We start from the raw sequence: 21,671 nt of genomic DNA on the forward strand, positions 1-21,671 counted from the left end.
CCGGCACACCAAGCAGTACATCTGACGACTGTGCGGCGCGTTATGAGTTGTCCTCTCAAGCCATTCCATGCAAGGTGCGCCGACCCTACGCACGGCAGACCGCCATGAGCGACTACCCGCACCTGCTCGCCCCGCTGGACCTGGGCTTCACCACGCTGACCAACCGCGTCCTGATGGGATCGATGCATACCGGGCTGGAAGACAAGGCCGGCGACTTCGACAAACTGGCAGCCTATTTCGCCGAACGCGCCCGCGGCGGCGTCGGCCTGATCGTCACCGGCGGCATCGCACCCAGCATCCGCGGCTGGCTCAAACCCTTTTCCGGGCGCCTGTCCATGCCCTGGCATGTAGCGCGGCACAAGAAGATCAGCGGTGCAGTACACGCCGAAGGCGGCAAGGTCTGCGTGCAGATCCTGCATGCCGGGCGCTACGCCTATCACCCGCTATCGGTAGCACCCAGCAAGATCAAATCGCCGATCACGCCATTCACCCCCAGCGCGCTTTCCGCGCGTGGTGTCGAATCAACCATCGACGATTTCGTCAACTCGGCCAGGCTGGCCCAGGACGCCGGCTACGACGGCGTCGAAATCATGGGTTCCGAGGGTTACCTGATCAATCAGTTCCTGGTCGAGCGCACCAATCAGCGCCAGGACGACTGGGGCGGCAGCGCCGAGAAACGCCGCCGCTTCCCGCTGGAAATCGTACGCCGCACGCGTGCTGCGGTCGGGCCGAACTTCATCATCATCTACCGCGTCTCCATGCTCGACCTGGTGGAGAAAGGCCAAAGCTGGGACGAAGTCGTCGCCCTGGCGAAAGCCGTCGAAGCCGCCGGCGCCACCTTGATCAACACCGGCATCGGCTGGCACGAAGCGCGCGTACCGACCATCGTCACCAGCGTGCCGCGCGGTGCCTTCACCTGGGTGACGCACAAGATGCGCAACGAGGTGAGGATTCCGCTGATCACCACCAACCGCATCAATATGCCCGATGTGGCCGAGGCTATCCTCGCCCGCGGCGAGGCCGACATGGTGTCGATGGCGCGGCCGTTGCTGGCCGATCCGCACTGGGTAAACAAGGCACGCGCCGGAAAAGCCGCCTCGATCAACACCTGCATCGCCTGCAACCAGGCCTGCCTGGACCACGTATTCGAAAACAAGCGCGCCAGCTGCATGGTCAACCCGCGCGCCTGCTTCGAAACCGAGCTGGTGATCGCGCCGGCGCAGCAGAAGAAACGCGTCGCCGTGATCGGCGCCGGCCCCGCCGGGCTGGCCTGCGCGACAACGCTGGCCGAGCGCGGCCACAGCGTGGTGCTGTACGACCAGGCCGGCGAGATCGGCGGCCAGTTCAACATGGCCAAGCGCATTCCGGGCAAGGAAGAATTCTTCGAAACCCTGCGTTATTTCCGCACACGCATCGCCGAAACCGGCGTCGACCTGCGCCTGAACAGCAAAGTGGAAACTGCCACTCTGCAGCAAGGCGGCTATGACGAGGTGATCTTCGCCACCGGCGTGACACCGCGCCGCCCGTCCATTGCCGGGCTGGATCACCGCAAGGTGGTCAGCTATTACGACGTACTCACGCGCAACAAGCCGGTAGGTCAGCGCGTCGCCCTGATCGGTGCCGGCGGCATCGGTTTCGACATGGCCGAATTCCTCACTCAGGCACATCCCTCGCCCACCACCGATATTCGGCGCTGGTCGGCCGAATGGGGCGTCGACATGCAGTACGCCGAACGCGGCGCCCTGGCCAAGCCCGCCCCGGAAGCAGCCGAGCGCGAGGTATGGCTGCTGCAGCGCACGCCGGGCAAACCCGGCGACAAGCTCAACAAGACCACCGGCTGGGTACACCGCGCCGCCCTCAAGGCGAAGAAGGTCACCATGCTGTCCGGCGTTACCTACGAGCGCATTGACGATGCCGGCCTGCATATCCGCATCGGCGACAAGCACGAACTGCTGCCCATCGATACCGTGGTGCTGTGCGCCGGGCAGGAATCTAACCGCGCCGATTTCGATGCCGCCCTGGCCGCCGGCCTCAAGGCACACGTGATCGGCGGTGCCGATGTCGCGGCCGAACTCGACGCAAAACGCGCGATCGCCCAGGGCACCCGCCTCGCCGCCACGATCTGAGGCCCGGCGCCGCGCCGGCCCGCGGGGCCGGTGCGGCAAGCCTTGCAAACGCCGACACAGATCACAGCGCAACCCGTCCGCGCTTCACCAAAAGGCGCCGTTCTGCGTATTAGCCTCGCAAGAACTGCAACGGAACTGGCGCCATGAAACCCGAAACCTTCTGCCTGCGACCACTACTGGTCGCCACGCTGCTCTGCACGACGAGCCCGGCGCTGTTCGCTGCCCTGGGCAGCTGGAGTACCAGCGGCCCGGCTGGCGGCAACGTCGTCGCCCTGGTCAGCTATGAAGCCTCGCCGACCACGCTATGGGCGGCCGGCCGCGGCGGCGTGTTCCGCTCGACCAGCGGCGGCACCTCGTGGACACGCATCGAAATCGGCCTGCCCGAAGCCCTGTTCAGTACCGACCTGGTCGCCGCCACCTCGTCGCCGGTGGTCTATCTGGCAGCCGGCCGCCAGATCTATCGCTCCGGCAATGGCGGCGACCTGTGGGTACCGGTCACGCCGCCGTCCGCCGTCGATTTCATCAACCACCTGTCGCTGCGCCGTGCTGGCAGCAATGCGCTGCTGGCCGCGAGCTACAACAGCTTGTTCGTATCCAGCGACGGCGGCGGCAGCTGGAGTGCGCCCGGTGCAGTGCTGGGCAGCAATCAGTACACCGCCGTCGACTATGCCGCCGACGGCACCTTGTATGCCGGACTGGCCTACAGCGACGCGGCGACCTTCAGCGGCGCCATTGTGTTGCGCAGCACCACCGGCGGCGCCAGCTGGGCGCCAACGCCGGCCCAGCCCGGCGGCCTGGGCGGCATCGACCACATCGTCAGCTCGCCCGGCACGCCGCTGCGCCTGTTCGCCAGCGACGGCGTCAACCTGGTAACCAGCAGCAACGGCGGCAGCAGCTGGAGCGGCATCGCCCTGCCCGAGGCCGGCACCGCCTGCGGTGTCATCAACCAGATTGCGGCCAATCCCAGCGTCGCCAGCGGCCTCATCGTCGGCTGCTCGGCGCGCGGGCTGCTCGTCACCGCCGACGCGACAGTAGCCAGCCCGGTCTGGCAGACCTACGACGCCAGCAACGGATTTACCGCCAACGGCACACAGCCACCTCAGCTCAGCGCCATCGCCGTGCATGCGAACTTCGCCACGACGCCATCGATCTGGGCCGGCGCCGGCGACGGCGGCCTGCTTGCGACCACGACCGGCGGCAGCTGCTGGAGCGCCATCAACAACGGCTTCCAGTCGACCAATATCCGCGCCCTGGCCACGCATCCGGTCGATACCGGCAATGGCGCCGTATTCCTCGCCGGCTACGGCGATTCCACCACGACGATCCGCGCCCTCTACAAATCGGCCGACAGCGGCGGCAGCTGGAATCCGTCCAACAACGGCCTCAATGCCGAGCAGATCCGCAGCATCGCCATCGACCCCACCACGGTCGACAGCGATCCGCTGACCGCAGAAAATTTCACCGTCTATGCCGCCGGCCGCTCGGAGCGCATTCCCGATGCCGCGGCCAAGGACGGCGGCATCTACAAGAGCAGCAACGCCGGCGCCAGCTGGAGCACCATCGACAGCGGCATCGCCGTCGTCAACGGCCGCCCCGACATGGGCACCGCCAGAACCATCGCCCTGGACCCGCGTTCCTGCCTCACGCCGCCAGCCAGCGGCCCCTGCGTCATCGGCAGCGGCGGCCTGCGCAAGATCTTCGTCACCGGCGGCGGCCGCGCCAATCTCACCGCACCGGGCCTGCCGTATCAGTCGGCCCGCATCTACCGCTCGGCCGATGCTGGCGCCAGCTGGACCGCTTCGGACAGCGGCCTGCCGCTGCCGCAGGACCTGGGCCCGCCGGGCAGCTTCAACTACGCCAGCATGGGCGGTGTCGTGCCGCTGGTGTTCGACCCGGGCAACACGCAAACCCTGTACATAGGAACATTTATCAACTGGCCGCAGGGCCAGGCCGGCGCGGTCGATCCCACCCTCGCCAACGGCGTTTTCAAATCCACCGACGGCGGCGCCAGCTGGCTACATGCCAGCAACGGCCTGCCGCGCTATGCCGGCGCCGCCAGCTCGAACTGGGACGTGCTGGCCCTGGCCATCAACCCGGCCAATCCGCAGATTCTCTACGCCGGCACGTCGAACCTGTTTGCCGGCGTACCAACCGGCAATGTATATAAAACCACAAACGGCGGAACCAGCTGGAGCCTCGCCTCCACCGGCATCGCCGGACAGGATGTACGCGCCCTGTTCATCGATCCGAACGATCCTACCGGCGACACCGTCTACGCCGGTACCGGCGGCAACGGCGCCAACCCCGGCGGCGTCTACCGCACCACCAACGGCGGCAGCAGCTGGAATTCCATCAGTCTGGGCCTGCCGGCGGATTCCGCCACTGCCCTGGCGATGCCGCGCCGCGCCGCCGGTGCGGCGCCGCGCATCCTCGCCGGCACCACGGCCGGCGTATGGGACTACACCTCGCCCAGCGACGACGATGCCGACGGCTCTCCCTCGGCGGTGGAAAACGCCCTGGTCGGCGGCGACGGCAACGGCGACGGCATCCAGGACTCGACCCAGGCCCGCGTCGCCTCGCTCAACGGCAGCGGCCTGTTGGCCAGGACTGCCCAGGGCGGCGGTGCGGTCACCGTCGCCATCCAGCCGGGAACCTGTACACAATTGAACGATTCCACCAGCCTGGCCGCCGCGCTCTATCCGCCCGACAACATTGCCGGCACCGGCAGCCACGATGCCTGGGGCCTGGCCAGCTTCTCGCTACCGGCCTGTGCTGGCGCGAGCGTGCGCGTCACCTTCCACGGCGCCAGCTTCGGCGCCGACTGGAGCTGGCGCAACTACGGCCCGCGCGTGCCCGGCAATGCCGATACCTTCGGCTGGTACCGCTTTGCCGGGGCACGCCTGATCGACGCACAGACCTGGGAGTTGCGCCTCGACGCGCTGCGCCAGGGCAACTACCGCGACGATGCCAACGACATCCTGTTCGTCGGCGGGCCGGCGCAATCCGCCGACCTGCTTTTCTCGGACGGGCTGCAGTAGGCCGGCCAGTACAGGCGGCCATGGCGGCGAGGCTTCGCTCACTGCGAAATGGTCTTGCTCGCCGTCGATGGCGCGTTCTGGGAATACTTCGCCAGCGATGCCGATCTGCTGCAAGCCTTCTCATCCCACCTGCAATTCGCGGGCATTCAGGTCGAAGCAGGCCAGCTCGGTGACTGCAGCTATCTCTGATGGCAGATTTCCACCGCGCTGCGCACAGGCAGCCGCGGCGATGCGGCCGGACGAGCGAAGCATCGTCATCGATGCTTCGCCCGTTGTGCCGGACTCCGGAAACTACTTCGTCCGCACGATCGCCGTCTGCGTCGGCGACGTCGGCGATACGCCACCTTCGGTCAGATTCACCGTCGCGGTCAGCCCTGCCGCAATGCCGAAGCGCGTATAGCGCGCGCCGCCGCCGGTACTGAGGCCAAAGTTCAGCGGCACGCCGTTGGTCAGCTGGTCGACCACCAGCGGGAAGCCGCCCAGGCCGCCGTAGACCGAGCGGTAATTCCAGGTCAGCAGGCTGTACTGCGCCGCCACGCCAGCGACGCCGCTGTCGTCGATGTAGGCGCCAAGCAGGAAGTCCGGCAGCCAGGCATTCGGATGGACGCCGAACACCGCCTGGAAGTTGGCTGCTCCGTTCAGGCTGCTGGTGGACAGCGCCGTCAGCAAGGCTGCGTCACCGCTGTTCAGGCGATCCATCGCATAGCGCAGGAACATGTAGGAATGGGCGAAGTTCGCTGCCTGCGCATCGTGATTGCCGGTCGAGTAGGCGGCGGGGCGCATCGGGCCCAGGCGCCGGCCACCTGAATTCGACATCTGGTAGAAGTAGGTGCGCGCGGTGCCGTACATGCTGTTTTGATAGGTGTTGAAAGCCGCCACGCGCACGCTTGCGTTCGGCCCAGTGGTCAGGGTCGACAGCTGGATATTGGCGCGCGGCGTCAGGCCTACCGACGTACTGAGGAACACCATTTCCTGCATCTGCCAGGCCAGGGCCTCGCCCAGCCACGAGTCTTCCAGCGCGACCGCGCCGGCGACGTAGAGGCGGCGCCCGGCATTGGCCAGATGGGCGGCCTGGTGTACCAGGGCCGGCCCGGCGAAGCCGTAGACGGAACTCACCGTACGCACGTTGCTGTTGACCGAACCGGTCGGGTCCGGCACCAGCATGTAGATGATCTCGCCCTGGTTGCTGCCGGCACAGCTGGCACTGCTGAACAGGTCGCGCGGCTGGAACAGGCCCGGCAGGCTCTGCGAACTGGCCGGCGCCAGGGTTTCGTTGAGCGCCCGGGTATAGAAGACGATCACGCCGCCATTGGCGTCGACATCGGTGAGCGCGCCAAGATTGGTGCTGGTCAGGTCCATCGCGCCGGTCTTCAGCAGGGTAGTCGTGCCGGAGAAGCTGGCGGCCGCCGTGACACCCGGCGGCGGCAGGGTGAACGCATCGGCGATGTTCTGGAAATCCTGGCTGGCGAAACCGCCCACCACGGGCGGATGCCAGTCAGCAGCGCCGGGCGTGGTCTCCACGACTTCCTGCACCGCATACAGCACCTGCTGGCCGGCGGTCGGCGAAGTGCCTATCGCCTCGACACGGCCCTTGCGGATGCTGGGCGCGATGCCGCAGCCGCCGATCGAGGCATTGATGTCGATCAGCTGGCCGACCGTGAGCGGTCCCACTTCGCCGGCACGCGGCGCGATCAGGTCGGTGGCACGAATCTCACGGCCGCCGGGCAGCGGCGACAGCGCGGCATGTTCGTGTGCCTCGGCTGCCGGCACGGCCTGGTCCAGCGGCGCAAGCGGGCTGGCCGCGGGACGCGGGCTCGGCGGGCCGGTCACGGCCTGGATATTGTTGGCCACCAGGCTCAGCGTGGAATCGGCGGCTACGCCGGTATTGATCGGCAGGTAGGTGTATTCGGCAGGGCCGCCGGAGCTGTTGGCCAGGCAGAAATCCGCACCGCCCGGCATGGACTGCACGACGACCTCGCCGACAGCCAGGTCGAGACAGGCCGATACGGCGAAACTCTGCTGTACCTGGGGCGCTGCATTCCAATTGCTGTCGCCAGCCTGGCCGGCGTTGATCATGCAGGTACCACTGCCCAGGAAGGACACCGTGGAACCGCTGATCGAACAGACTGCGCTGGCACTGGCATCGATGCTGAAGCTCACGGCCAGGCCCGAGGTCGCGGTTGCGCTGACCGTATAGGTCGGCCCGCCGACGCGTGCTGCCGTCGGTGCGGTCGAGGTGAAGCTGATGATCTGGCTGCCGCGGCCGACGCTGAAACTCTGCTGCGCCGTGGGCGCGGCGTTGTAGCTGGCATTGCCCGCCTGGTCGGCATTGATCACGCAGGTGCCTGCCGACTGGAAACTCACGCTGGCGCCGGTGATGGAACACACGCTGCTGGCGCTGGCGTCGATGCTGAAGACCACCGGCAGACCAGCCGACGAGGTCGCCGTCACCGTATACGCCGGACCGGCGACCACCGCCGTGGTCGGCGCTGGCGAGGTATAGCTGATGCTCTGGCTGCCCTTGCCCACGGCGAACGACTGCTGCACCTGCGGCGCCGCGTTGTAGTTGGCATTGCCGGCCTGGTTGGCATTGATCACACAGGTACCGACGCCGATGAAGCTGACACTGGAACCGGCAATCGTGCAGACAGAACTGGCACTGGCATCGATGCCGAAGGCGACCGCCAGGCCCGCCGTCGACGTTGCTGCGACGGTATACGCCGGGCCACCGACAACGGCCGTCGCCGGTGCCGTCGACGTATAGGCGATGGACTGGTTGCCCTTGCCCACGGCGAACGACTGCTGCACCTGGGGCGCGGCGTTGTAGTTGGCGTTGCCGGCCTGGTTGGCATTGACTACGCAGGTACCGACGCCGTGGAAACTCACGCTGGCGCCAGCAATGGAGCACACGCCGCTGGCGCTGGCATCGATGCTGAAGGCGACCGTCAGGCCGGCCGACGAGGTCGCCGTCACCGTATACGCCGCACCGCCGACGACAGCGCCGACCGGCGCCGTCGAGGTGTAGCTGATGGCCTGGCTGCCCTTGCCGACGGTAAACGACTGCTGCACCTGGGGCGCGGCGTTGTAGTTGGCATTGCCGGCCTGGTTGGCGTTGATCACGCAAGTACCCGCGCCGGTAAAGCTCACGCTGGCGCCGGCGATGGAACACACGCTGCCGGCGCTGGCGTCGATGCTGAAGCTGGCCGCCAGGCCCGAGGTCGCGCTGGCCGTGACCGTATAGACCGCGCCGCCGACGACAGCGCCAGCAGGCGCCGTCGAGGTGTAGCTGAGGGTCTGGCTGCCCTTGCCGACGACGAAGGTCTGCTGCACCTGGGTTGCGGCGTTGTAGTTGGCATTGCCGGCCTGGTTGGCATTGATCACGCAGCTGCCGGCGCTCTGGAAGCTCACGCTGGCACCGGCAATGGAGCACACGCTGCTGGCGCTGGCATCGATGCTGAAGCTGGCCGTCAGGCCCGAGGTCGCGCTGGCCGTGACCGTATAGGCCGCGCCGCCGACCACGGCTGCCGTCGGTGCGGTCGAGGTGAAGCTCAAGGTCTGGCTGCCCTTGCCGACAGCGAACGACTGCTGCAGCTGGGCTGCCGCGTTGTAGTTCGCATTGCCGGCCTGGTTGGCATTGATCACACAGGTGCCGACCGTGCTGAAGCTGACGCTGGCCCCGGCGATCGTGCAGACGGCGCTGGCACTCGCATCGATGCTGAAGCTGACCGGCAGGCCCGAGCTAGCCGTCGCGCTGACCGTATAGGCCGCACCGGCGACCGTGGCGGCAGCCGGCGCGGTCGAGCTGAAGCTGATGCTCTGGCTGCCGCGGCCGACGCTGAAACTCTGCTGCACCTGGGGCGCCGCGTTGTAATTCGCGTTGCCGGCCTGGTTGGCGTTGATCACGCAGGTACCGGCGCCGGTAAAGCTCACGCTGGCGCCGCTGATCGTGCAGACAGCGCTGGCAGACGCATCGATGCTGAAGCTCACGGGCAAGCCCGACGTCGCCGTCGCGCTGACCGTATAGGCGGTGCCGGCGACCGTGGCGGCGGCCGGTGCGGTCGAACTGAAGCTGATGCTCTGGTTGCCGCGGCCGACCGCGAAGGACTGCTGTACCTGCGGTGCGGGGTTGTAGCTCGCGTTGCCGGCCTGGTTCGCGTTGATCGTGCAGGTACCGGCGCCCGTGAAGCTGACGCTGGAACCCGCGATCGCGCAGACGCCGCTCGCGCTCGCATCGATGCTGAAGCTCACCGGCAGGCCGGACGAAGCCGTCGCGGTGACGGTATAGGCCGCACCGGCGACCGTCGCCGCTGCCGGCGCGGTCGAGGAATAGAAGATCGACTGCGAACCGGCACCGACCGCGAAGGTCTGCTGCGCCTGCGGCGCGGCCGCATAGTTCGCATTGCCGGCCTGGTTGGCATTGATGACGCAGCTGCCGGCCGCCTGGAAGATCACCGTGCTGCCCGTGACCGAACAGACGCTGCTGGCACTCGCATCGATGCTGAAGGCAACGGCCAGCCCCGAGGTCGCCGTCGCGCTGACCGTATACGCCGCGCCGCCGACCACCGCAGCGGCCGGCGCGGTCGAGCTGAAGCTGATGCTCTGGCTGCCGATACCGACGGCGAAACTCTGCTGTACCTGAGGCGCGGCGGTGTAGTTGGCATTGCCGGCCTGGTTGGCATTCAGCACGCAGGTGCCAACGCTCTGGAAGGTCACGCTGGAGCCGGCAATCGCGCAGATGCTGCTGGCGCCGGCATCGACGCTGAAACTGACCGGCAGGCCCGAAGTCGCCGTCGCAGCAACGCTATAGGCCGAGCCCGCAACCACGGCCGCCGCCGGCGCCGTCGAGGTGAAGCTGATGCTCTGGCTGCCAGCACCGACCGCGAACGACTGCTGCACTTGCGGCGCGGCATTGAACGAGGCATTGCCGTTCTGGTTGGCATTGACGACGCACGTACCCGCGGCCAGGAAGCTCACGCTGCTGCCGGCGACACTGCAGACGCTGCTCGCGCTCGCATCCACGCTGAAGGTGACGGCCAGGCCCGAGGTCGCGCTCGCGGCAACGCTATACACCGCACCGCCGACGCTGGCCGCAGCCGGCGCAGTCGAGGTGAAGCTGATCGTCTGGCTGGCCAGGCCAACACCGAAGGACTGCTGTGCCTGCGGCGCGGCGGCGTAGTTGGCATTGCCGGCCTGGTTCGCATTGATGGTGCAGGTGCCGGCGCTCTGGAAGCTCACGCTGGATCCGGCGATGGAACACACGCTGCTGGCGCTCGCATCGATGGCGAAGCTGACCGGAAGTCCCGACGACGCCGTCGCGGTGACGCTGTACGGCGTGCCGCCGATGGCGGCGCCAGCCGGTGCGGGCGAGGTAAAGCCGATGCTCTGGCTGCCTTGGCCGATGCTCAGCGCATAGACACGGCCGCCGCTGCAGCCCGAGCTGTCGGTCGCGGTCACGGTGATCAGGTAGTTGCCGACCTGGGTCGGCGCTCCGCTCAGGCTGGCCATGGGGCCGTCGGGCACCAGGCCCAGTCCCGAACCGGCCGGCAGGCCACTGGTGATGGCATACGCGAACGGCAGCGCATTGCTGTTGCTGGCGGTAAACGTCTGGCTGTAAGCCACCCCTACCGTAGCCGCCGGCAAGGTCGTGGTCGGCGCGACCGACGTCGCCGGGCATGGCGCGGCCTGGGCACTCAGGCCTGTCGCTGCCAGCAGGGCCAAGGTCGCGATTCGCAGGAAGCTATGGATCACGGCGGTCCCCTCAGTTCACGTCGAAATGGATCAGTTCGACCGGCGTCGTGCTGTTGAGCACCAGCACGAAATGGTCGAAATTGATCGGATAGTCCGACTGGGTCGGGGCGGTGCCGGTCTGGCGCAGATAGCCGCGCACCTGCGCGCTGGCCGCCATCACCGGGTTGTCCATGGGCACGAAGCCACTGTCCTTGAGCGTGTACCAGCTGCCACCGGTGACCGCGGCCGCCGTAAGCACCTGCCCCTGCGCGCCGCCGCTGATGAATCCGTTGCAGCCGATACCCGAGAACAGGCGTACTTCGACGTTCGCACTCATGCTGCCGTCCGCGGCTGTGGCCGGTGGTACGCGGAACGCCATGGCGTAGTTGAAGAACGTCACGCTGGTGGCGCTGGCGAAATCGACACACTGGGCAATGCCTGAGGCCGCATTCGCCGTCGATCCGCTCGCATTGAGATGTACCAGAGCAGAGCCCGAGGTCGGGCTGTTGTCCACGTCCGGGCTCGCCGCCCAGGCCGGCGCGATACCGCTGCCGAGCGGGTCCGGTGCCACCGATACGAAGGGCGCCCAAGGCACCAGCTGGGTATGCAGATACGGATTGGGCACGATGGTCTGGGCCTGCAGCGATGGGGCAAGGCCAATCGCAAGCAGCGTGGCCGCGGCACCGAGCCAGGCATTCTTGCGGACAGCGGACAGCATGGCGCCACCGCGTGAGCGAGACGGACAAGACATTGAGTTTTCCCCTGTAACTGAATCGGCCGCGCGGAAACCCGCACGCCCGCGTATGTAATACGCCGCAGTCTACTGTGGGCTAACGCAAAACAGAGGAGGTTTTTGGCGGAAATCGCCGGCCGATTGGCCTGCTGGGCAGATTTGCCCGAGCATTGCGACTTTCTGACAGGCATGTCCCCGTTTTTACGCTAGAGGTCAGATTGGTCTGCGCCTGCATGCCACTTGCCAACACGGCAACCGCCACGGCAAGGTGCTCGCCGCGCTACCGCAAGACCAGGCAAGCTCAGGCCCATGCCGACCGCTTCCGCGCCGTATCGATTCGCTGCGCAGCGCTACCCAACCCGTACCTGGCCTGGAGCCCGACCATGACCCGCCATTTCGCCGCAAGCTGTCGCCTTGTCGCTTTTGCGCTGTTTTCCCTTTTGCCCGTTGCTTCCCAGGCGGGCGGCTGCGTCGCCAAGGACCCCGCCGGCACGGTCCAATGGGTGTTCGAACACGCCAGCCAGTTCTACGTCCACAACGAGGGATCGCCCAGATACCTCTCGCCGGAACTCTACAAGCTGCTCAAGCGCGACTGGAAATGCCAGGAACCCGGCGAACTTTGCGCCATCGAGGCCGATCCGTGGACCAATGCCCAGGACGGTTCGCTGCTCAAGCCCGTGACCTACCGCATCACGGCGGAAACGGCGCAGAGCGCCAGCGTGGAACTGTCGGCCGTGTTCGGCTGGGAAGACCAGCCGCAGGAAAACAAACCGACCACCGTCACGCTGAACCTCGTCCGCGCCGATGCGAAGAAAGGCTGCTGGCTGCTCGACGACATCCGGCACGACAAGGATTCGTTCAAGCGCCAGCTGTCGGCGTATGGGTACGAGGCGCAGTAATCTGCGTACTCCGTTGCTCGCACTACGCCTTGCGTCGTCACGCCGTTGCCATATCGGCAGCCAACACACCAGCGATACTGCAACTATCGGCGAAGCCAGATAGTTTTTGCTGAGATTTTTTTTTCCGGAACATCACCTAGCCCGCGAACTGCCGGTGCAAGCACGCACCGGCAGACAGACCACGGGGTACAGAAGATGACGATCCGGACTCTTGCGCTACTGCCGCTTTGCTTCGCGCTGCCCGCCGGTGCCCAACAGTTTGCGCTGTCGGTAGATGCCGTCGGCAACTGCGGCGCCGGCAATTCCACGGCGAAAATGATCACACCGGACGGGCGGTATTCGTTGTTCACCACCAATGCCAGCAACCTGCCCATTGTCGGTGGCGGTTCGTCCACGGGCCTGATCCTGTATGACCATCGCCAGCGTACGCGCACCAAGCTGCTGCCCAACTCCAGTGCGAACCTGGTCGACGTAAGCGGCACCACCTACGTCTACCTCGCCAGCAGTCCGTCGACGATCCGCGTCAAGAACATCGCCTCCGGCGTGGACCTGCCGGCAAGCACCGATGCCGCGGGAAACCTGGCGAACGGAACGCTGGGCGCGTCATTCTTCGTTTCCAGCGGCGCACGCTACGTGCTGTTCAATGCGACCTCGAACAATCTTGTCGCCAACGACACCAACAACCGTCACGATGTGTTTCTGAAGGACATGCTGACTGGAGCCATCAAACGCGTCAGCGAGCGGGTCGGTGGCGGCCAGTTGACCGATGACAGCTATGCCCTGAGCATCACGCCCGATGGCAGCCTGTATGTATTCGAGTCGCGCATCAGCCTTGTCACCGGGCAGCCGATGACAAACGCAAGCTGCTTCATCGTCAGAAACCCCAGCGGCGAGATCGTGCGGGAAATCCCCGCCTGCGGCGACGGCGAGATATCAGCCGACGGCCAGTCGTATTTCCTCACCCGCAACTTCCCTCGGTCCGCCTATCGCGTCGACATCGCCTCCGGCGTCTCGACACGCATCGACTTTGTCGAAACCAACCAGCTCAGCAACGACAATATCGGCTTCGGCTTTTCCCGCGACGGAAAGTGGCTCTGCTGGTCGACGCCGATTGCGTATCCCGGTTTCAACGACATGAACAACACCGCCGACATCTACTTCCGCCGGCTCAGCGATGCGGCACTCTTTCGCGCATCGGTCAACAACACAGGCATCGAAGCCAACATGGGCTCGACGCAATGCTCCATTGCCGACGGCGGCTCGGCTGTCCTGTTCAACAGCCAGGCCACCAATTTCGCCTGCACCGAACCCGCTGGGGTAGGCGACAACGACGTCTTTCTGCTCGATCGCGACCGCATACTCCTGGGCCGCTTCGAACCATAGCGGGGGCGAGCGGCTCACACAGCCGGCTGACCCGAATCTGCCGATGCCGAACAACCCGACGCTTCGCCTGGGCTTCATGCCCTGCCCGGCGGCCCTTGCCGGCGGCGGCGTAAAGACGTCGGCTGGAGTACCGCAGATTCCGCTTCGCACGTCATGACCGGCACCCACCAATCAAGTGCATGCCGCCTAGGACTGCACGTCAGCCAGATACGCCTTCGCCTCGGCGATCTCGTCCGCATCGGCTTCCGCTGTGCCCAGCTGCAGCACCTTGCGATACCAGTCTTCGGCCAAGGCCCGGGAATCGCTCGCGGCGTGAAGGCGCGCCAGGCGCAGGCAGGAAATCACATCGCCGTGCTGCGCGGCCACTTCGTACAAGGCAATCGCCGCAACCGGATCGGCTTCGCCGCCCAGGCCTTCCTCGTTCATCATGCCCAGCAGCAGGCTGGCAGTGGCAACACCTTGCGCATGGGCCTGCTGCAGCCAGTAGCGTGCCTGGGCGTAATCGCATTCGATCGATTCGCCACTGAGCAATCGTCCGCTCATATAGCCATGGCCGAGTTCCAGTTGCGCAGCGCCCGAGCCGCGCGAGGCCTTTCCCTGCAACAGCCGCATTTCGTCTTTCATCGATTGCCCATCCTTTCCCTATCGCCTTGCCGTAGGTTGGGGTGAGCGAAGCGAACCCCAACACCGGGGTGTTTCCGCCCGCAAGACGTCAAACGACGCACCAGGCTGGCTCCGCCACACTGCAAGCAGCCGGCATAGGCCGCGCAGACACATTGTGCAAGCCCTTGCGGCGAAGCACCCTCCTTTCGGCGCGGGCCAAGCTACAGCCTGCTTGACCACCCCAATGCCGCTGCCGACCATCGGCAAAAACCCGACAGGATGATGCCCATGGAATTCCACCGAGGCCGGCTGCTCGATCACGTGCATCTGCGCGTGAAGGATCTGCAGCGTTCGCATGATTTCTACCAGACCGTGCTGGCGATATTGGGTTTCACCCTGAGTCCCGACACGCCGCACTATTTCGCCTGCGACGAATTGTTCGTCAGCCCTGCCGGCGACGATCCGCCGACGGCTGCCGTGCATATCGCGTTCCAGACCTCGTCGCGCGCCGCGGTGGACGAATTCCACAAAGCCGCACTCGCCGCTGGCGCGATCGACAACGGCGCACCGGGCGAGCGCGACTATCATCCCGGCTACTACGGCGCGTTCGTGCGCGATCCGGACGGCAACAATATCGAGGCGGTCTATCACGGGCCCAACCGGCGCAGCGCCGATTCGGTGGTAGTGCGCCCGGCCTAGCGACCGCGCAGACATGGCCACGCTGTCTGCCTTGCTGACCGAGGTACGCGCCTGCGTGCGCTGCGTTGCGCATCTGCCGCTGGGGCCACGACCGGTGCTGCAGGCACATCCTGCCGCACGCCTGCTGATCGCCGGCCAGGCGCCCGGCAGGAAAGTGCATGCCAGCGGCATTCCTTTCGACGACGCCAGCGGCGATCGCCTGCGCAGCTGGCTGGGCCTCTCGCGCGAACAGTTCTACGACGCGGGCAAGGTTGCCATCCTGCCCATGGGGTTCTGCTATCCCGGCAGCGGCAAGTCCGGCGATCTGCCGCCACGGCCGGAATGTGCCGCCGCCTGGCGCGCCGCACTGCTGGCACAGCTGACACAGGTTCGCCTCAGCCTGGTCATTGGCCAGTACGCACAGGCCTATCATTTTCCCGGCAGCGCAGCATCGGTGACCGAACAGGTTTCGGCCTGGCGCGAAGGCTGGCCGACGCAGGTACCGCTGCCACACCCCAGCCCGCGCAATAACCGCTGGCTCAAACACAACCCCTGGTTCGAACGCGAACTGCTGCCCGTGCTGCAGCAGCGGGTGGCTGAGCTGTTCGTCGGCAGCACCTGAGCAAGCCGGCGCAGCGCCCGCCGGCCTGGCGGCGGACCAGCGTCCACCGGAGTGGTTCGCTGCATTGCGCAAACCCGGCCGCCCCGCCTACGTCCGGTGCCGCCGCCCTTCCCGCCACAGGAGCAAATATGCCTAAGTCTGCAGAAGGTCTGATTCCATACCGGAATAATCCAAGGGACGGATTTGGAAAACCCTGACGCATTACCGACAAGACAACAAATTTACTAAATATAAAAAATTTATTTTCGGAGACGACGCAATCCTGCCGCCGCAGCACAAAGAAGAAAAAAATTGCGCGATTTCCATGGCTGCGCGGCGGTACAACGTGACCAAGGTCTCTGTTAGTCAAATTGGCGTATCAAAATAGCCAGAACCCATAAGCAGGGCCTGCGCTGAACAACCGCATCGTTTTGTTCCAACGCGGAAATTTGGTGTCCGCGGGCAATCCGCAACTGAATCAATCAATTGCCGCCAGAGCCCGGGCCGGACGAATTTTCCGGCGGGCCACGCGGGTGCCGCGTGAGCGCCCGAAACCCCCGAAGTACTGACGCGTACTGATGCAATGCAGCGTGCTTAGACCATACGTGCCCGCTACGGTCCGTTCCGCTCCCGGGGGGGGGCTGAACCCTGACTCCATGCGTTCAGGGCTCGACATCGATACCGCTAGCTGCGGTCGCACATCGATGGCGATGGATCCGCACAACTTTTTTATCCCACCGACATGTGCGATGTCGCGTATCTCGCTGTTCAAGCACTGACGAGGATTCACATGCGTCTTAGTAGTTTGAGTGCGGCCGTTGCCGTAGCTTTCCTTGGCCTGTCGACCGCGCAAGCGGCACAGAACTCCGTCGATACCGGATCGCGTGCTGCCGCGGTCACTGCGCAGGCGCGCAGTCTCGGTTTCGACCAGGTGACCTTCGGCCCCGATGGCCGACAGAACACGATGATCGTTGACACCCGCGCCGCCGGCGCGGTGCGCAACGCCAGCGCGGCGCTGCGGGCGCAGAACCTGGATCAGGTCACCGCGCTGCTGCAGGGCGAGCTCGGTGCGCTGGTCGGCCTGTCGGGCAGTGGCGTCACCCTGGACAAGTTCAACACCTTGTCAGACGGCAGCAACTACTACCGCATGACCCAGACCTACCAGGGCATCCCGGTATTCGGCGACAGCGTCACCGTGCAGACCGACAGCAACGGCGTGGTACAGGCCGTGTTCGGCGCCGGCATCCCCGTCGGCAATCTGGATACCACGCCGCGCAACAACGGCGCCGAGGCGATCCGCGCCGCGACCAATGCGGCCTTGCAGGCCGACGGCAACTTCGCCAGCGGCCGCAACTCGCTGGTCATGGAAGTGCAGCCGCACCTGGTCGTCTACGCCCTGGACGGCCATGCGCCGACGCTGGCCTGGGAAGCGACCGTGCGCTTCATCGGCGGCAGCGAAGCGTTCCACTCGCGCATCTTCGCCGACGCGTCCTCGGGCGCGCTGCTCAACAACGTCACCCTGATCACCCACGCCATCAACCGCAAGATCTACGACGTGGCCAACGGCTGCGTGGTCGACAACGATCCGCCGACCTTTCCGTCCGGCACCACGCTGAAGATCAGCGAAGGTGGCAGCACCGCCGGCCAGATCCAGCAGGTGGCCGACGCCTACTTCATGCTCGGCGACGTCTACTACTACTTCAAGAACAACTTCGGCCGCGACAGCTACGACAACGCCGGCGGCGCGCTCAGCGGCTATGTGCGTTCGAAGTTCCAGTCCGAAGGCTGCGGCTCCGGCCAGAACGCGTTCTGGGCCGACAACAAGATGGTGATGGGCTCGGGTGGCTCCACCCTGAAAGACCTGACCTCGGCCAAGGACGTGACCTTCCACGAGATCGGCCACGGCGTCACCGAATACACCTCGGGCCTGATCTACCAGAAGGAACCGGGCGGCCTGAACGAAGCGACCTCGGATATCTACGGCGCCGCCATCGAAGCCTGGACCAACACCTTCAGCGGCGATCCGACCTCGGCCACGCCAATCACCTATGCGCCGAATGCGGCCACCTGGACCATCGGCGACGGCCTGTATGTCAGCAACAACAACCCGCTGCGCTGGATGAACGATCCGGCCAAGGACGGCTCCAGCGCCGACGAGTATTCCGACTACACCTCGCGCTGGGGCACCTGTACGCCGAGCGGCAACAACGACTATTGCGGCGTGCACAGCTCCAGCGGCATCGCCAACCTGGCGTTCTACCTGATGTCCCAGGGCGGCACGCATCCGCGCGGTGCGACCACCATCAACGTCACGCCGATCGGCATCGCAAAAGCGGCGAAGTATATTTATGAAGCACATACCTCGGCTTCGCTGTCCACCTCGGCCACGTTCAGCAAGATGCGCGACGCCATGCAGGCACGCGCCCGCGCCAATTCGGCCAACGGCGGCCTCTGCGACGAAGTACGTATCTCCCAGGCCTGGGCCGCGGTGGAAGTCACCGGCCTTGCGCCGCAGGATGCGAATGCCTGCGGCGGTGGCGGCACCAATGTTCCACCGGTAGCCGGCTTCTCATCGACCACCTCGGGACTGACGGCGACCTTCACCGACAGCTCCACCGACAGCGACGGCAGCATCGCCTCGCGCGCCTGGAACTTCGGTGACGGCACCACCTCGACCGCAACCAGCCCGAGCAAGACCTACGCTGCAGCCGGCACCTATACCGTAACCCTGACGGTGACCGACAACGCCGGCGCGACCAACACCAAGACCGCGTCGGTCACGGTGACCTCGGGCGGCAGCGGCGGTAGCGTGCTGACCAACGGCGTGGCGGTGACCGGCCTGTCGGCGGCTGCCGGCGGTTCGCTGACCTATACCCTGGTCGTTCCGGCCGGCGCCACCGGCCTGAAGTTCGACAGCACGGCCGGCAGCGGCGATGCCGATCTGTACGTGAAGTTCGGTTCCGCGCCGACGACGTCGTCCTACGACTGCCGTTCGGAAGGCTCGACCTCGACCGAGTCCTGCTCGATCGCGACCGCCCAGGCCGGTACCTACTACGTACTGCTGAAGGCCTACACCGCGTTCTCCGGCGTCAGCCTCAAGGGCAGCTACACCACCGGCGGCAGCGGCGGCGGCGGCGTGCAGACCTACAGCAACACCGCCGACTTCACCATCAGCGACAACACCACGGTGGACAGCCCGATCACCGTATCCGGCCGTAGCGGCAACGCACCGGCCAATGCCTCAGTCACCGTGGCCATCGTGCACACCTACCAGGGCGATCTGAAGGTTGACTTGGTCGCTCCGGACGGCACGCTGTACAACATCCACAACCGCACCGGCGCAGGCACCGACAACATCAACAAGACGGTGACCCTGAACCTGTCCAGCGAAACGCTGAACGGCACCTGGAAACTGCGCGTGAACGACAACGGCCCGGGCGACACGGGCAAGATCGACAGCTGGAGCATCAAGTTCTGATACGCGGCACCCGCGCATGAAAAAACCGGAGCAGCGATGCTCCGGTTTTTTTTTGTTTCAGCCTTGCCGCGGCGTGGTTCCCTGTTTACGCACCGACGAGGATTTCCCTGCGGCTCGATGGTTCGAATGTGCCGTTGCCGTAACGCTCTCTGGCCTGCCGACCGCGCATGCGGCACATAACTGCGTCGATGCCATCAGCCGTGCCGACGCCATGGCGGCGACGGCACGAAACCGGGGGTATCGAGCGGTCTACAGCTCGAAATCGTCGGCGAAGATGACGTCGCTGGGGCCGCTGACAATCTCGATGTCATCCAGGTGGATATTGGTGGAGCCGGAAGCGGCGGCGTTGTTCGACTCGAAGCGCAAGGTGTGGCTATTGCCGTCGGCATAGGCCGAAATATCCACCGAGGCCTGCGTGTACGCGGTGCTGTACGCAGCAGCCGTTGCCGGCGTCAGGGTGAAGACCGTGGTGCCGTCGATCTTGACGTTGAAGAACGCAGCCGGATCGGGCGGCGCAGCAACGCTGGACGACCACCAGACATAGAAGTTCAAGGTCTTCGGGCCTGTCGCAATCACGCCAGCCTGCTGCAGGGAACCCGCTTCGGCCGCCGTACCGGCGCCGCCGAGCCAGGCCCAGTAAGTGCCGGTGCGCGGACCGACACCACCGCAGGACGCATCGCAGAGCGGCGTGCCGAAGGACGTGGAGGTCTGCGTCCAGTACGTCGGGACAAAACCGGCTTCAAACCCGCCATCCTGTACCAGTGCAGGGCCGCCGCCGGCGCCGATGGTCACCGGCAGCGATTGCTGTGGCGCTGCGCTGTAGGTGGCGTTGCCGGCCTGGTTGGCGAGTACGGTGCAGGTTCCGGCCGCAAGGATCGCGATCGTCGCACCGTTCGTGCCGCCCGCCGAGCACACGGCCGCGCTTGCAGGATCGACCGTAAAAACCACCGGGTTACCCGAAGCGCCGCCCGTGGCGGAGACGGTGAAGCTGCCGCCGCCCACCACCGGGTTGGCCGGAGTGGCGGCGAAACCCGTGATGCTCTGGCTGATCAGCGTGACGGCCGCCGCATAGAGCTGCACGACCGTTGCCTCGTTCGTCTGTCCGAACGAGCGCGAGTCGGTGGACAGGAAATTGAAATCGGTTCTGGCGCTGGCATTGCGATAACCGTAACTGGCAGGCAGGCCGTTCGCGCCCACGGCAACCGGACTGGTGCCGTAGCGCAGGAGCGAGGTGAGGACATCGGCGCTGGCCAGCCCCGAGCCCGTGTCGCCCTGGAAGTTGATGGCGAAGCCATGCCCGGTCAGCCCGGAAAGGGGCACCGGCGTGGCAAGCGTCACTGTGATGGGGGAAAACGTGTTGGGATTCAACGTGACAGGACCCGCCACATCCGCCTCGATCACCGACCCCGCCGGGGTGGAAAACACGGGACTGCCGGTACTCGACCAGGCATCCCATAGCTGCACCCGCACGCGCAGACTGTTGTAGACCTGCGCCGTCGTCCCGCTGTAGGCCAGGTAGACGACCATGCTGGTGATCGACGGGTTGCTGCCGGCTGCAGCGTCGAGATCGATCGGCATGCCCATGTAGGTTCTGGGAACACCGGTCGTCGTCGTGTAACTGGTGGCGCCCGTAAACGAATCGAACACCAGAATGTCGGAACCTTGCACGTTGCGGAGTTGCTCGGCGCCGGCGACATGGGCGGTCAGGCCCGGGTGCACCCAATAGATTTGCTGCGGAGCGTCCCTCTCTGCGGCAGCCATGGCTGGCGCGCCCAACAGCAACAGTAACGGCAACAGATACTTCATGGATATTTTCCCCTGGTGGATTGGCGACTGGAGGCTCGGCGACTGGAGGATCGGCGACGCTGTGCGATCCGGCTTTTGCGGCCCGCTGAAAATGGCCCGGAAATCACAGCCTCACGTACGCAAACGTACGCTGTCAATCTCGCTATGGCGGCCGCCGAGCCCGCCGTGCGAGCGGGTAGCGTTTGCAGACACACGCCAGTGCTTGAAGTAGGGAGAGCCCGGAGTCGAACCGCCGCCACGGGGTTTTTCAAACCCGGTGACAGGTACTGATCGTGCGCAGCTGCCAGGTGATCTGAAGGTGAAGCCGGCGCCCCGGGCGGCACGCTGTACGACCTCCGCAGCCGCATCGGCCCCATCGGACACGACAACCTTCCTGAGCCTGTCCCGCGAAGCGCTCCGCGGCGCGGGGAGCGCTGCGCGTCAATGACAGCGGCCCGGCGACATCGGCAGGATCGACGGCGGCAGCATCCGCTTCCGATCCATCGATCCGTCGCCGCCGCGCATGAAAAAACCGGAGCATCGCTGCTCCGGTTTTTTGCGCATCGGCGACAGCGCGGCAAAGCCGCCCGGCGAAGGCGGACGCACCGCCTTCTGCCGAT

At 65.8% G+C, this 21,671-nt stretch carries 13 protein-coding genes; 8 read left to right on the top strand and 5 right to left on the bottom strand.

The window, feature by feature from the left end; translation table 11 throughout:
• Nucleotides 1–104 precede the first annotated feature (104 nt).
• The 3 genes from DFR29_RS00475 to DFR29_RS30265 all read left to right on the top strand — a co-directional run bounded on the left by DFR29_RS00475 (nucleotide 105) and on the right by DFR29_RS30265 (nucleotide 5,353).
• Nucleotides 105–2,126 (top strand): NADPH-dependent 2,4-dienoyl-CoA reductase, encoded by a 2,022-nt coding sequence (locus tag DFR29_RS00475; RefSeq protein WP_133816591.1) that lies wholly within the window; start codon nucleotides 105–107, stop codon nucleotides 2,124–2,126.
• A gap of 143 nt (nucleotides 2,127–2,269) precedes the next feature.
• Nucleotides 2,270–5,164 (top strand): WD40/YVTN/BNR-like repeat-containing protein, encoded by a 2,895-nt coding sequence (locus DFR29_RS00480; RefSeq protein WP_133816592.1) that lies wholly within the window; start codon nucleotides 2,270–2,272, stop codon nucleotides 5,162–5,164.
• Nucleotides 5,165–5,218: 54 nt separating this feature from the next.
• On the top strand, nucleotides 5,219–5,353 hold the full coding sequence (locus DFR29_RS30265) for a hypothetical protein (protein ID WP_279571509.1): 135 nt from the start codon (nucleotides 5,219–5,221) through the stop codon (nucleotides 5,351–5,353).
• 102 nt (nucleotides 5,354–5,455) lie between these two features.
• On the opposite strand, the gene DFR29_RS00485 is transcribed toward DFR29_RS30265, so the two are convergent.
• Together DFR29_RS00485 and DFR29_RS00490 are read right to left on the bottom strand one after the other, a co-directional pair.
• The gene (locus tag DFR29_RS00485) at nucleotides 5,456–10,912 is read right to left on the bottom strand and encodes a beta strand repeat-containing protein (RefSeq protein ID WP_133816593.1); all 5,457 of its coding nucleotides are present in this window, start codon (nucleotides 10,910–10,912) and stop codon (nucleotides 5,456–5,458) included.
• A gap of 10 nt (nucleotides 10,913–10,922) precedes the next feature.
• On the bottom strand, nucleotides 10,923–11,609 hold the full coding sequence (locus DFR29_RS00490) for a hypothetical protein (protein WP_133816594.1): 687 nt from the start codon (nucleotides 11,607–11,609) through the stop codon (nucleotides 10,923–10,925).
• A 398-nt stretch (nucleotides 11,610–12,007) separates the two neighbouring features.
• Here DFR29_RS00490 and DFR29_RS00495 point away from each other — a divergent pair, with 398 nt between their 5' ends.
• Both DFR29_RS00495 and DFR29_RS00500 read left to right on the top strand, forming a co-directional pair.
• Nucleotides 12,008–12,523 (top strand): YqhG/Tai3 family protein, encoded by a 516-nt coding sequence (locus DFR29_RS00495; RefSeq protein ID WP_166653785.1) that lies wholly within the window; start codon nucleotides 12,008–12,010, stop codon nucleotides 12,521–12,523.
• 195 nt (nucleotides 12,524–12,718) lie between these two features.
• Nucleotides 12,719–13,906, top strand: a complete 1,188-nt coding sequence (locus DFR29_RS00500; RefSeq protein ID WP_133816596.1) for a hypothetical protein — start codon at nucleotides 12,719–12,721, stop codon at nucleotides 13,904–13,906.
• A 186-nt stretch (nucleotides 13,907–14,092) separates the two neighbouring features.
• Here DFR29_RS00500 and DFR29_RS00505 read toward each other — a convergent pair whose 3' ends face one another.
• The gene (locus DFR29_RS00505; protein WP_133816597.1) at nucleotides 14,093–14,530 is read right to left on the bottom strand and encodes a tetratricopeptide repeat protein; all 438 of its coding nucleotides are present in this window, start codon (nucleotides 14,528–14,530) and stop codon (nucleotides 14,093–14,095) included.
• A 258-nt stretch (nucleotides 14,531–14,788) separates the two neighbouring features.
• On the opposite strand from DFR29_RS00505, the gene DFR29_RS00510 reads away from it, so the two are divergent.
• The 3 genes from DFR29_RS00510 to DFR29_RS00520 all read left to right on the top strand — a co-directional run bounded on the left by DFR29_RS00510 (nucleotide 14,789) and on the right by DFR29_RS00520 (nucleotide 19,266).
• Complete coding sequence (locus DFR29_RS00510; protein ID WP_208113480.1) at nucleotides 14,789–15,208, top strand: VOC family protein; 420 nt, start codon at nucleotides 14,789–14,791, stop codon at nucleotides 15,206–15,208.
• A gap of 13 nt (nucleotides 15,209–15,221) precedes the next feature.
• Nucleotides 15,222–15,809 (top strand): uracil-DNA glycosylase family protein, encoded by a 588-nt coding sequence (locus DFR29_RS00515; RefSeq protein WP_133816599.1) that lies wholly within the window; start codon nucleotides 15,222–15,224, stop codon nucleotides 15,807–15,809.
• A 769-nt stretch (nucleotides 15,810–16,578) separates the two neighbouring features.
• The gene (locus tag DFR29_RS00520) at nucleotides 16,579–19,266 is read left to right on the top strand and encodes a M4 family metallopeptidase (RefSeq protein WP_166653786.1); all 2,688 of its coding nucleotides are present in this window, start codon (nucleotides 16,579–16,581) and stop codon (nucleotides 19,264–19,266) included.
• A 249-nt stretch (nucleotides 19,267–19,515) separates the two neighbouring features.
• Here the strand turns inward: DFR29_RS00520 and DFR29_RS00525 are convergent, their stop codons facing one another.
• Both DFR29_RS00525 and DFR29_RS28905 read right to left on the bottom strand, forming a co-directional pair.
• Nucleotides 19,516–21,072: a hypothetical protein gene (locus DFR29_RS00525; protein ID WP_133816601.1), complete on the bottom strand. Its 1,557-nt coding sequence runs from the start codon at nucleotides 21,070–21,072 to the stop codon at nucleotides 19,516–19,518.
• A 420-nt stretch (nucleotides 21,073–21,492) separates the two neighbouring features.
• Nucleotides 21,493–21,657, bottom strand: coding sequence for a hypothetical protein (locus DFR29_RS28905; protein WP_166653787.1), 165 nt, complete (start codon nucleotides 21,655–21,657; stop codon nucleotides 21,493–21,495).
• Nucleotides 21,658–21,671 lie beyond the last annotated feature (14 nt).

This window comes from Tahibacter aquaticus, from assembly GCF_004363655.1.
Lineage (GTDB): Bacteria > Pseudomonadota > Gammaproteobacteria > Xanthomonadales > Rhodanobacteraceae > Tahibacter > Tahibacter aquaticus.

What these genes read in the sequence shown, in the direction of transcription:
- DFR29_RS00475 (WP_133816591.1), top strand. Translation starts at nt 105, where the DNA reads ATGAGCGACTACCCGCACCTGCTCGCCCCGCTGGACCTGGGCTTCACC.
- DFR29_RS00480 (WP_133816592.1), top strand. Translation starts at nt 2,270, where the DNA reads ATGAAACCCGAAACCTTCTGCCTGCGACCACTACTGGTCGCCACGCTG.
- DFR29_RS00490 (WP_133816594.1), bottom strand. Translation starts at nt 11,609, where the DNA reads ATGCTGTCCGCTGTCCGCAAGAATGCCTGGCTCGGTGCCGCGGCCACG.
- DFR29_RS00495 (WP_166653785.1), top strand. Translation starts at nt 12,008, where the DNA reads ATGACCCGCCATTTCGCCGCAAGCTGTCGCCTTGTCGCTTTTGCGCTG.
- DFR29_RS00500 (WP_133816596.1), top strand. Translation starts at nt 12,719, where the DNA reads ATGACGATCCGGACTCTTGCGCTACTGCCGCTTTGCTTCGCGCTGCCC.
- DFR29_RS00505 (WP_133816597.1), bottom strand. Translation starts at nt 14,530, where the DNA reads ATGAAAGACGAAATGCGGCTGTTGCAGGGAAAGGCCTCGCGCGGCTCG.
- DFR29_RS00510 (WP_208113480.1), top strand. Translation starts at nt 14,789, where the DNA reads ATGATGCCCATGGAATTCCACCGAGGCCGGCTGCTCGATCACGTGCAT.
- DFR29_RS00515 (WP_133816599.1), top strand. Translation starts at nt 15,222, where the DNA reads ATGGCCACGCTGTCTGCCTTGCTGACCGAGGTACGCGCCTGCGTGCGC.
- DFR29_RS00520 (WP_166653786.1), top strand. Translation starts at nt 16,579, where the DNA reads ATGCGTCTTAGTAGTTTGAGTGCGGCCGTTGCCGTAGCTTTCCTTGGC.
- DFR29_RS00525 (WP_133816601.1), bottom strand. Translation starts at nt 21,072, where the DNA reads ATGAAGTATCTGTTGCCGTTACTGTTGCTGTTGGGCGCGCCAGCCATG.